General features: G+C 72.4%; 13 protein-coding genes. 8 read left to right on the forward strand and 5 right to left on the reverse strand.

The genetic code is table 11. The features are described 5' to 3' along the window. The first annotated feature begins 12 nt into the window (after window positions 1-12). Both MILUP08_RS02100 and MILUP08_RS02105 read left to right on the forward strand, forming a co-directional pair. Window positions 13-852, forward strand: coding sequence for a DUF8083 family protein (locus MILUP08_RS02100; protein WP_039907154.1), 840 nt, complete (start codon window positions 13-15; stop codon window positions 850-852). Window positions 853-1,103: 251 nt separating this feature from the next. Beyond that, window positions 1,104-1,313 (forward strand): BldC family transcriptional regulator, encoded by a 210-nt coding sequence (locus MILUP08_RS02105; RefSeq protein WP_007073996.1) that lies wholly within the window; start codon window positions 1,104-1,106, stop codon window positions 1,311-1,313. A gap of 98 nt (window positions 1,314-1,411) precedes the next feature. Here the strand turns inward: MILUP08_RS02105 and MILUP08_RS02110 are convergent, their stop codons facing one another. Further along, window positions 1,412-1,801 carry a PPOX class F420-dependent oxidoreductase gene (locus MILUP08_RS02110; protein ID WP_007454335.1) on the reverse strand — a complete coding sequence of 130 codons (390 nt, stop codon included), beginning with the start codon at window positions 1,799-1,801 and terminating at the stop codon, window positions 1,412-1,414. Between the two features lie 54 nt (window positions 1,802-1,855). Here MILUP08_RS02110 and MILUP08_RS02115 point away from each other — a divergent pair, with 54 nt between their 5' ends. Beyond that, entirely contained in the window at window positions 1,856-2,635 is a 780-nt protein-coding gene (locus MILUP08_RS02115; protein WP_007454336.1) for a class I SAM-dependent methyltransferase, read from the forward strand. Between the two features lie 49 nt (window positions 2,636-2,684). Here MILUP08_RS02115 and MILUP08_RS02120 read toward each other — a convergent pair whose 3' ends face one another. After that, entirely contained in the window at window positions 2,685-2,987 is a 303-nt protein-coding gene (locus tag MILUP08_RS02120; protein WP_007454338.1) for a hypothetical protein, read from the reverse strand. Window positions 2,988-3,164: 177 nt separating this feature from the next. Between MILUP08_RS02120 and MILUP08_RS02125 the strand changes: the two genes are divergently transcribed. Both MILUP08_RS02125 and MILUP08_RS02130 read left to right on the forward strand, forming a co-directional pair. After that, window positions 3,165-4,022, forward strand: a complete 858-nt coding sequence (locus MILUP08_RS02125) for a 3-hydroxyacyl-CoA dehydrogenase family protein (protein WP_007454340.1) — start codon at window positions 3,165-3,167, stop codon at window positions 4,020-4,022. 84 nt (window positions 4,023-4,106) lie between these two features. Further along, window positions 4,107-4,850, forward strand: coding sequence for an enoyl-CoA hydratase/isomerase family protein (locus MILUP08_RS02130; RefSeq protein WP_007454342.1), 744 nt, complete (start codon window positions 4,107-4,109; stop codon window positions 4,848-4,850). 66 nt (window positions 4,851-4,916) lie between these two features. Here MILUP08_RS02130 and MILUP08_RS02135 read toward each other — a convergent pair whose 3' ends face one another. Then, a complete protein-coding gene (locus MILUP08_RS02135) occupies window positions 4,917-6,260 on the reverse strand; it encodes an ABC transporter substrate-binding protein (RefSeq protein WP_007454344.1) in 1,344 nt (447 codons plus the stop codon). A gap of 155 nt (window positions 6,261-6,415) precedes the next feature. Here MILUP08_RS02135 and MILUP08_RS02140 point away from each other — a divergent pair, with 155 nt between their 5' ends. After that, entirely contained in the window at window positions 6,416-6,805 is a 390-nt protein-coding gene (locus MILUP08_RS02140; RefSeq protein WP_039907157.1) for a hypothetical protein, read from the forward strand. 51 nt (window positions 6,806-6,856) lie between these two features. On the opposite strand, the gene MILUP08_RS02145 is transcribed toward MILUP08_RS02140, so the two are convergent. Further along, window positions 6,857-7,315, reverse strand: coding sequence for a hypothetical protein (locus MILUP08_RS02145; protein WP_007454349.1), 459 nt, complete (start codon window positions 7,313-7,315; stop codon window positions 6,857-6,859). A gap of 125 nt (window positions 7,316-7,440) precedes the next feature. Here MILUP08_RS02145 and MILUP08_RS02150 point away from each other — a divergent pair, with 125 nt between their 5' ends. Beyond that, window positions 7,441-8,145 carry a DUF2786 domain-containing protein gene (locus MILUP08_RS02150; RefSeq protein WP_007454351.1) on the forward strand — a complete coding sequence of 235 codons (705 nt, stop codon included), beginning with the start codon at window positions 7,441-7,443 and terminating at the stop codon, window positions 8,143-8,145. Between the two features lie 19 nt (window positions 8,146-8,164). Here the strand turns inward: MILUP08_RS02150 and MILUP08_RS02155 are convergent, their stop codons facing one another. Next, window positions 8,165-8,692, reverse strand: coding sequence for an SRPBCC family protein (locus MILUP08_RS02155; RefSeq protein ID WP_039905213.1), 528 nt, complete (start codon window positions 8,690-8,692; stop codon window positions 8,165-8,167). Between the two features lie 163 nt (window positions 8,693-8,855). On the opposite strand from MILUP08_RS02155, the gene MILUP08_RS35745 reads away from it, so the two are divergent. Continuing rightward, window positions 8,856-9,833 (forward strand): hypothetical protein (locus tag MILUP08_RS35745; protein ID WP_051065645.1); only part of this gene is annotated, 978 nt, incomplete at its 3' end.

Below are 9,833 nucleotides of genomic sequence, written 5' to 3' on the forward strand. Positions count from 1 at the left end.
GAGGATCGCGCGGTGCCGTCGCTCTTCGCTTCTTACCTGCGCGTGTACGAGCCGCTGACCGCCTTCGACCGGGACCGGCAGAGCTACTGGCGCCGCTACGTCTCGGAAGGGCGGGCGGTCGCCCCGGTCGAGGGCCCCGGCCGCCAGCGCACGGCGGTGATCGAGGCGCTGGGCGCGGGCTGGACCCGGCTGCCGGACCTGCCCGAGGAGGCGTACGTCCTGGAGACGGACGACGGCCTGCTGGTCTGCCCCTGGAACCTGCGCATCCGGGTCGCCGAGGCGGCGCTCAACGCCCGCGACGGGGTGCCCTCGGTGCTCGCCGACGCGTTCGTGCCGCCGGTGCTCGCCGGGCAGGCCAGGGCGGTCGTCGACGACTGGCGCAGCGGTGCCCGGGTGCTGGAGCACGGGGTTCCCCGGGTGCACGAGCAGATCGCCACCTGGGGCGTACCGCTGCGGTGGTTCGTGCTCTTCGACCCGGCGGAACGGGATCAGGTCACCGAGCCGGGCCGGCGGGCGCTGCGCTACCGGACGGAGATCTCCAAGGCCCGTCGCCGCTCCTCGCGGGCGCTGTCGGTGCTGCGCAAGTCGGTGGGCGAGGCGCCGATCACCGAGGCGGTGGAGGAGGCGGCCCGCTGGCTGGAGGAGTTCCACCCGCGTTCGGTGGTGGAGCTGGACTACGGCGGCCTGGTCGACCTGCTCTCCGACGAGACCCTGGCCGCGGACGACTCGCCGGAGCTGGTCGCCGGTGGCCTTGCCGGGTTGGCGCGCGGCGAGGCCGAGGAGGCGTCCGCCGCGTACGACAAGCTGGTGGCCCGCTGGCGTGCCGTACAGCTGCTGGAGCGGTGCAACTAACGCATTTCGCCCTTAGGAGCGCTCCCAAGGCGAGGTGTGCTCGTAGTTGACGCATCACGAACCGTGATCATGAGTCCGAATAAGGTAGTTTCTGCCGTGTAAAAGTCGTAAAAATCGGGCATGGTTCATCCGTCCGTCTAGGGACCTTCATCCGTTCGGCCCATGTCGGACATCGGGGACTAGCCGGACCATGGGAGACGCGTCGGCCGGCGGGACCCCGGCCGATGTCTATACATGTGGAGGAGTGACCGATGGCATCGCGAACGCACGAACCAGAGCCGCTACTCACGCCGGCCGAGGTGGCGTCGATGTTCCGTGTCGACCCGAAGACGGTGACCCGGTGGGCGAAGGCGGGCAAGCTCAGTGCCATCCGCACCTTGGGTGGCCACCGTCGATACCGCGAGTCGGAGGTCAGGGCGCTGTTGCAGGGTCAGATCCCGCAGCAGCGGCAGGGCGACTGAGCCGGTACGAGTTTTTTCGGTAAAGGGCGGTGGATCTCGGTCCGCCGCCCTTTGTCGTGCCCGCGGTTTGTCGTGCCCGCGGTTTGTCGTGCCCGCCCTCAGCGCTGCCCCTCGGTCAACGTGACCCGGATGCCGACCGTGCCACCCTCGCCCCGGCGCAGCCGGCTGCCGAGCAGGCTCAGGCGGCCGATCAGCCGGTACTTGTGCTTGAGCAGGTCGCGTACCCGGCCCGTGTCGCGGCCACCGTAGAGGGTCGCGTGAGCGGGCACCTCCGCCCCGTGCGGCCGGCCCCGGACGTCGCACGGCGCCACTGTCACCTCGCCGTTGTGGCGGATCCGCTTCACCTTCCCCGAGTCGGCCCGGGTCCAGACGGCCAACGCCTCACCGTCGCGGACCGCCCAGACCGGGGTCGGCACCGCCCGACCGTCCTTGCGGAAGGTCGTGAGCAGGAGGTACTTCTCAGCCGACAGCCGGTCCAGCGTGGTCACGCCGCCAGGATACGGCCGCTGCGGGCCACGCAGTGGCCGGATAGCGTGAACCCCGTGACGGGGGAGCCTCTTATCGGTGACGTGGTCGGTGAACTGCTGCGGGACGCGCTCGCCGTGGCCACCGGTGTCGGACCGCGGCCCATGGTCGGCGGGCGACTGCCCCGGCCGGTCATCGAGATCATCGAACGCGACGACGGCCTGATCAACGGTGCCCCGGCCGCGCACTACCTCGACGGGCCGGCCGACTGGCAGCCCTACGACCACCGGGCCGTCGACCGGGCCCGGGGCGAGACGCTTGACGTCGGCACCGGGGCCGGCCGGATCGCGCTGCTGCTCCAGGAGCGCGGCGTGCCGGTCACCGGGCTGGACACGTCGGCGGGCGCGCTCGCGGTCAGCCGCCGTCGCGGCGTACGACGGCTGGTGCACGGCACGGTGGACACGCACGTCGCCGACGGCCAGCGGTACGACACGTTCCTGCTGCTCGGCAACAACCTCGGGCTGTTCGAGGGCCGGGAGCGGGCGCCCGGGTTCCTGGCCGCCCTCGCCGCGCTGGCCCGACCGGGGGCGCAGATCATCGCGCACGGCACCAACCCGTACGGCACGCGCGATCCGCTGCACACCGGCTATCACGAGCGCAACCGCCGCCGGGGCCGGCTCGGTGGCCAGCTGCGACTACGGCTGCGCTACCGGGAGCTGGGCACCGAGTGGTTCGACTACCTGGTCTGCTCGCCGGACGAGTTCGCCGAGCTGGTGCACGGCAGCGCCTGGCGGCTGACCGATGTGGACGACCGCGACGCCCCCTACTACCTCGCCACCCTGCGCCTCGCCGACTGATCGGAGAGGGGGCCCTCGTCGACTCGACGAGGGCCCCCTCTGCGGCGGATCAGACCTGGACGGTCGGGGTCAGCTCCTCGGGCGGGAGACCGCCATCGCCGTCGACCACCTCGTCGGGGGTGCCGTCCTCGTCGATGTCGACCATGGTGATGTCCACCTTGCCGTCACCGTCGGTGTCGAACTGGAACAGGTCGGCCTTGCCGTCGCCGTCGGTGTCCACCACCCACACGTCGGTCTTGCCGTCGTTGTTGGTGTCGGCGCGCAGCAGGTCGACCCGCTCGTCGCCCCGGGTCTCCACGATCTCGGAGTCGGTGCTCTCCCCGGTGGTGACGCTCTCCGGTGCCTGGCTCATCTCGATGCGGTCCTTCCCTCGGTTGACAGGCCGTACGTACCCGATCGCGCGCTCCCCCACGCATGGGCGGGGTCGTCGTGCTGTCTAGGGTCGCACCATGAGCGAGCGGAGCGGACCGGGCATCCGGGCCGGCGTGGCGGGGACCCCGCGCGCCACCGGGGCGGACAGGGAGGCGTGATGAACGATCGTTTCGTGGTCGTCGGTGCGGGCACGATGGGGCTCGGCATCGCGTACGTGGCGGCCGGGGCCGGGCACTCCGTCGAGCTGGTCGAGGTGGACGCGGCCCGGGGCGCGACAGCGCTGACCCGGCTCGCCGACCTGTGGGAGCGGGCGGTGCAGCGCGGCAAGCTGACCGCCGACGAGGCCGCCGCGAACCGGCAGCGGGTGACCCTGCGCCCGAGCCTCGCCGACGTCGCCCCCGCTCCGGAGGTGATCGTGGAGGCGGTGCCGGAGCGGCTGGACCTCAAGCGGACGGTGCTGCGGGACGCCGCCACCCTGAGCCCGGCCCTGCTCGCGAGCAACACGTCGAGCATCGCCATCGGCGAGTTGGCCGCGGGCCTGGACGCGCCCGAGCGCTTCCTCGGCCTGCACTTCTTCAACCCGGTCTGGGCGATGGCGCTGCTGGAGATCGTGGTCGGCCCGGCCACCGCCGAGGAGACCACCGCGGCGGCCGTCGCGCTCGCCGGCCGGCTCGGCAAGGACCCCGTCGTCGTACGCGACCTGCCCGGCTTCGCCACCTCCCGGCTCGGGGTCACCCTCGGCCTGGAGGCGATCAGGATGGTCGCCGATCAGGTGGCCAGCCCGGCCGACATCGACAAGGCGATGGTGCTTGGCTACCGGCACCCGATCGGGCCGCTGGAACTCACCGACCTGGTCGGCCTGGACGTGCGGCTGGACATCGCCCGCACCCTCCAGGCCGCGTACGGGGACCGCTTCGCGCCGCCGGAGCTGCTGGTGGAGATGGTGGCCGCCGGGCGGCTGGGCAAGAAGTCGGGGCACGGCTTCTACCACTGGGAAGACGGTGTGAAGCGGTGAGCGCGGTCGTCGACGGAGGGTGGGCACGGTGAGCGCGAGGAGTGAGCTTGCGAGCCCCGCAGTCGCGAACGGAGAGTGGGCACGGTGAGTGGGTTGCGGATCGAGGAGCGGCCGGATCGGCTCGTGGTGACGCTGGCCCGGCCGGAGAAGCGCAACGCCATCGACGCCGACCTGATCGCCGAGCTGCACCAGGTCTGCGCCGAGTTGGAGGCGCACCCCCGGCTGCTGCTGTTGACCGGCGGCGCGGAGGGCATCTTCGCCGGGGGCGCCGACATCGGTCAGCTCCGCGAGCGGGGCCGCACCGACGCCCTCGCGGCGATCAACTCCGCCGCCTTCGCGCGCATCCGGGCGCTGCCGATGCCGAGCGTGGCCGCCGTCGACGGCCCGGCGCTGGGCGGTGGCGCGGAGCTGGCGTACGCCTGCGATCTGCGGGTGTGCACGGCGCGGGCGGTCTTCGGTCAGCCGGAGGTGCGGTTGGGCATTCTGGCCGGCGCCGGCGCGACCCACCGGCTGCCCGCCCTCGTCGGCGAGGGCCGGGCCAAGGAGCTGCTGTTCACGGGCCGGCGGGTGGACGCCGCCGAGGCGTTGCGGATCGGCCTGGTGAACCGGGTGGTGGACGAACCCGGCGAGCTGCTGGCGGTGGCGCACGGGCTGCTGGACGAGATGGCACAGGGCTCGGCGCTGGCGTTGCGGCTCACCAAGCTGGCGGTGGACGCACCCGCCGCCGCACATCCGCAGCTCGACCTGGTCAGCCAGGCGGTCCTCTTCGAGGACGAGGAGAAGCACCGCCGCATGACCGAGTTCCTGGAGCGCCGCCGGGCCCGCTGACGCGGTGACACGGAACGGCCGCACCGGCTCCGAAGCCGGTGCGGCCGTCGCGGTCCGCGGTGGTGCTCAGTGCCGGATCTGCACCCCGGAGTCGGCGACCGCCCGGATCACCTGGGCCGACTCACCGAAACCGATGATGAGTACGGCGTCCGCACCGAATTCCTTGATCTCCTTCGCGCCGCCGGTGAAGTCCACGGGGGCCGCGTTGGAGTCGGCCGGAGGGTCGTACGTGAGCAGCTTGAGGCGGTCGGCGGCGATGCCGGCCTTCTCCAGCTCGTCACGGACGGTGGCCTGGAGGCCCTCACCGTAGGAGTCCTTGCGGGCGACGATGACGATCTTCTGCGACCCGTCGCGGAGGACGACGTCGGCCAGAGCCCGACCCTGCAGGCTGTCCGGCGGGGCGGTACGGAAGTAGAGGCCCTTGTCCTCGATGTCCGTCAGGCTGGCGTCGGTGTTGCAGGGCGAGAAGAGGATCTTGCCGGCCCGCACGACGTCCGGCAGCACCTCGCGGGAGATGCCCGAGGCGCCGGCGCCGATGATGATGCTGACCCCGTCGGCCACATGCTTGGCGACGGTCGCCTTGGCCACCGCCGTGCTGGTGCCGTCGTCGCCGTCCTTCCACGTCACCGGCTTGCCCAGCGCGCCGCCAGCGGCGTTGATCTCCCTGATCGCCAGCGCCGCGCCGGCCGCCATGGGCGGGTACGCGATCGCCAGGTCGCCGGTCTTCGGCAGCAGGCCACCCACGATCAGCGGCTTCTGGTCGTCGTTGTTACCGGGGCGCGGCTTCCTCGCCTTCGGCGGGGTCTTGGTGCTCGCCGCCGACTCGGCGCCCGCGCCGACGAACTCGGTCTTGCCCTCGTTGATCTGCTTGCCGTCGAACGTCAGCGTCGCGTAGCTCGCGGTGGCCGGCTCACCCTTGTCGGTGAAACCGGCACGGGCCAGCGAGACGCTGCGGTACTCGATGTCCTGCCCGGCCCGGGCCAACGTGAGGCAGGTGGCCGGGTCCTCGCACCGCTGACCGTTGTTGGTCACGCCGACGATCTGCTTGGCGATGGCGGCCGGGTCGGTGCTGCCGGCCAGTTGGGCCGCGAGCACACCGATCACCACAGCGTCGTACGTCTCGGCGGAGTAGAGGTAGTCCGTCAGCGCCGGATTGACGGACCGTAGCCGGCTCTTGAAGTCGTCGGGCAGCGGGGTGAGCGGCGTGGTCCCCTTCATCCCGTCGACGAGATCAGCGCGTTCCTTCAACTCCGCTGGGTAGGAGTTGAGCATGTTGCCGTCCGTGCCGTAGAGGCGCACCTGTTGGGCGCTTCCCTCTTCGGCCTTGTCATCCCCGCAAGCGCTTGTGGCGAGCAGGATCGTCGCGCAGGCAGCCAGTGTGGCCACCCGCGAGCGGCGTGATACGAGCATGGTCGTCCTTCCTCCGGCGAAGGTCCGCTGCGCACATTAGCGTGCCGGGGCCGGCCGCGGGACCGTGGAGGTGACGAAATGCGCAGGTCGCTCGCGTCGTACACGCAGAGTGACGAAATTGGCCGGCCTTGACCCCCCGTCCTACTGTGCGCTGGGTGACGGACCTACCACAGCAGACGTTCGACGACGCGACCGCCGTGCTCCGCTCGGCGCTGGCCGGCGATGGGGAAGCGGTGACAGGTGCGTTCGACGCGGTCGTCGACCGGGCCGGCCTGCCCGGCGCGTACGGGGTCGCCTGGTGCCTCGCGGCGACGATGGTGGGCGACGCCCCACCGAACACCGGATGCGCACTGGACTTCCCGGGCATCGAGCAGGCGGACTACGACACCCGCTGGGTGGCCCGCTTCGTGAGCGCGTACGCCAACCGGGACGTGCCGACCGGGGAGGCCCTGTTCGGTGCGGCCGCCGCCGACGGGCTGCTCTCCGACTGCCTGCTCACGCTCGCCGGCTCGACGATCGCCACCCTGCGAAGCCGCGCCGGCTGACCCCGCCTCCGGGGCGCGGCGCCCGTCGGGTGCCGCGCCCGCACGGACCGTTCAGAAGGCGTGGTACGCGACCAGCGGCTCGTACTCGTAGCGGACGTTGTCGAAGCGGACCCGGAAGTTGACCCCGTCCCGGACGTTTGTCGCCACGGTGATCCAGCCGGAGTTGGCCGGCAGGTAGGTCCAGTAGTTGCAGTTGCCGGTCTTGTCGATGAAGATCACGCAGGCGTCGGTGCCGTACGCGCTGGCGTTGCGCACGTTGATGTCGCGGCACCGGCTCGTGGTGCGGTACGGGCCGGCCTGGCCGCCGTAGCCGCCGGTCTGGAAGAACGAGCGGACCGCCCCGCCGTAACACGTGGCGAGCGGGGCGAAGAGGTTCGGCCCCGAGGTGAAGTCGGTGGAGTCGGTGGTCTGCGCGGCCGGTGCGGCGGCCTGGGCGGCGGCGGGTGCGCCGGTCGCGAGCAGGGCGGCGGCCGTGGCGACGGCGAGCAGGCGGGCCTTCGGGGATGACATGCGTGCCTCCGGAACAGTTGGCTAACCGTCCGTATTGGACGGTCGAGCTGATCGTGACGATGATACTGATCGATCAATACCCTCGTGGTCCCAGATCGTCCGCCGCGTGTGATAGCTCTGGGGGCATGTCCGAGGCCATGCTCAGCAAGGTGCGCAAGCTGCTCGCCCAGGCCGAGGACCCGGCCTGCACACCCGCCGAGGCGGCGGCCTTCACCGCCAAGGCGGCCGAGCTGATCGCCCGCTACGGCGTCGACAGGGCGTTGCTCGCCGTCCGGGACCCGACCAGCGACCCGGTCGGCGACCGGGTGCTCGACGTCGTCGCCCCGTACGCCCGGGACAAGGTCGGCCTGCTCGCGGCCGTCGCCGAGCCGCTGCGCTGCCGCTGCGTCCGTCGCCGGCAGGGCAACGGGTTCGCGGTGCACCTGTTCGGCTTCGCCAGCGACCTGGAACGGGTGGACCTGCTCTTCACCTCACTGCTCGTGCAGGCCGCGCAGGGCCTGGCCGCCACGGCGGTGCCCGCCGACGACCATCCGGCCGCCTTCCGACGGTCCTGGCTCGCCGGCTTCGCGGAGGTGATCGGGGGCCGACTCTGGGCGGCCGAGACGGCTGCGGCCGGCGAGTCGGGCGGCCCGTCGGTGGCGCTGGTGCTTGCCGACCGCTCCGACCGGGTGCAGCGGCGGCTGACCGAGGAGTACCCGCGACTGCGAACCGCGCCGGCACGCCGGCTCGGCGGCACGGGCTTCGGCTCCGGGGCGGAGGCCGGAAACCGCGCGCACCTGGGCGGCCGGGGCCTGGACGGCAACCGGGCCGGTCGACAACTCGGCCGCTGACTGTGACGCTGGCCTGGGCTCAGGCGGGACCGGCGGGATGAGGGCGCGACACCGTGGCGAGGTAGCGGGTGAGCAACTCGTGCCAGCCCGCCGTCAGCGCCTTGCGGTATCCCTCGGCAGCCTCGCCGTGCCGATCGAAGTGCCGGTGCTCCAGTTCGACGCGGGTCCGTTCCGGCCCGTCGGGAAGGAACAGCACCTCGACCTCGCTGGCCTTCGCGGGGTCCGGCACCGGCACCCGGTCCGGCCCGATCTGCCAGGCGAAGACCAGCCGCCGTGGCGGATCCCACGTGAGCACCCGTCCCCAGTCGGCGCGGAAGCCGTACGGGCCGATCTCGTAGAGCATGCCGCCGGCCTGGGGCTCCATGCCCAGCTCGGCGAGGGCCTCCGGCCCGGACCACGTGTACTCGGTGACCCACCAGTCGGTCAGGTCATCGGTGAAGACCGCGAACGCCCGCTCCGGGGGACCCGGGACGAGGAGACTGCAGCGTAAGGAGAACCGCTCCAGGTCCTGCCGGATGTCGGCCGGATCAGCCATCCCCTGTCCCATAGGCCCGGACCATACCGGCTGATGCCTCGCTGTGCAGCTTCGCGAGGTGCCCGGTTCCAGACAGTGGGTTGCCAAGCCGTCACGGACGGGATGCCCCGCCGGAAAGCGGGTACCCGCGCCGAACGGCCCGGACGACCGGGTCGGCGTACGGGAGCGGGAGAGCATGAGCGAGAACGCGCAGCAGCGAGATCCGGACCGGAACGTCGACGCCGGGGACCCGGACGTCCTGCTCGACATCCCGAATGTCTCGGTCGACTCGATCCGGCTGGTCGTGGACGGTCTGGACGCCGACATCTCGCTGCGCGCCCGGCTGGCCAACCTGCTCCAGCTCGACGCCGGCGTACGGGTCCACCTGCACGGCGTCGAGCTGGACATCGACGGGGTGCACGCCGAGGCGCAGTTACGCGTACGGCTGGAACAGGTGGTGACACTCCTGGGCCGGGCACTCGACACGATCGACAACAACCCGCAGGTCATCGAATCCCTGTCCCGGACGGCCAGCAGCGCTCTCGACGACGTCAACCGTGGTACCGAGCAGTTGACCGCCGCCGGCGCCGCCGGGGTCAGCGCCCTGGCGCAGCACTCCGGCGTACGCGACGAGCTGGCCCGACAGGCGGGCCTGCCGGGCGACCTCGGCGACCAGACACGAGCACAGCGCGCCCGCCCGGCGGAGCCCCGGTCGGCGGAGTCCCGGTCTGCGGGGTCGGGGTCGGGGTCGGGGTCGGCAGAGCATCGCCCGGCCGGGTCGGGGTCTGCGGAGTCGAGCCCGGCCGGAGCGCGCCCGGCGGAAGGCCAGCCGCCGGAGTCGCGCCTGAAGGGCCGGTGGCCGGTGGATCGGGCTTCCGCGCAGGCGCACCCGACCTCTGCGGGGCAGGGGGGCGAGGGGCAACGGCCGCCCGAGGGTCAGGACCGGCAGCAACCGGGGGGTGGTCCGGGTGGAGAACGCTCGGCTCCGGCCGCTTCGCCGACCGGGAGGCCCGCCGACCAGCCGGGCGGTTCGCGGACCTCCGGTCCCGGCGAGTCCCGGGCTCCCGAAGGCGGGGATCAGAGCGGCCGGGACGGCGGTGGTGGTAAGCCCGCCGGGCCAGCCGCCAGCGGTCAGGGCGGCGGTGGCCAGGGCGCCAGCGGCCAGCGCGCCAGC

The sequence above is a fragment of the Micromonospora lupini str. Lupac 08 genome (assembly GCF_000297395.2).
Taxonomy (GTDB): domain Bacteria; phylum Actinomycetota; class Actinomycetes; order Mycobacteriales; family Micromonosporaceae; genus Micromonospora; species Micromonospora lupini.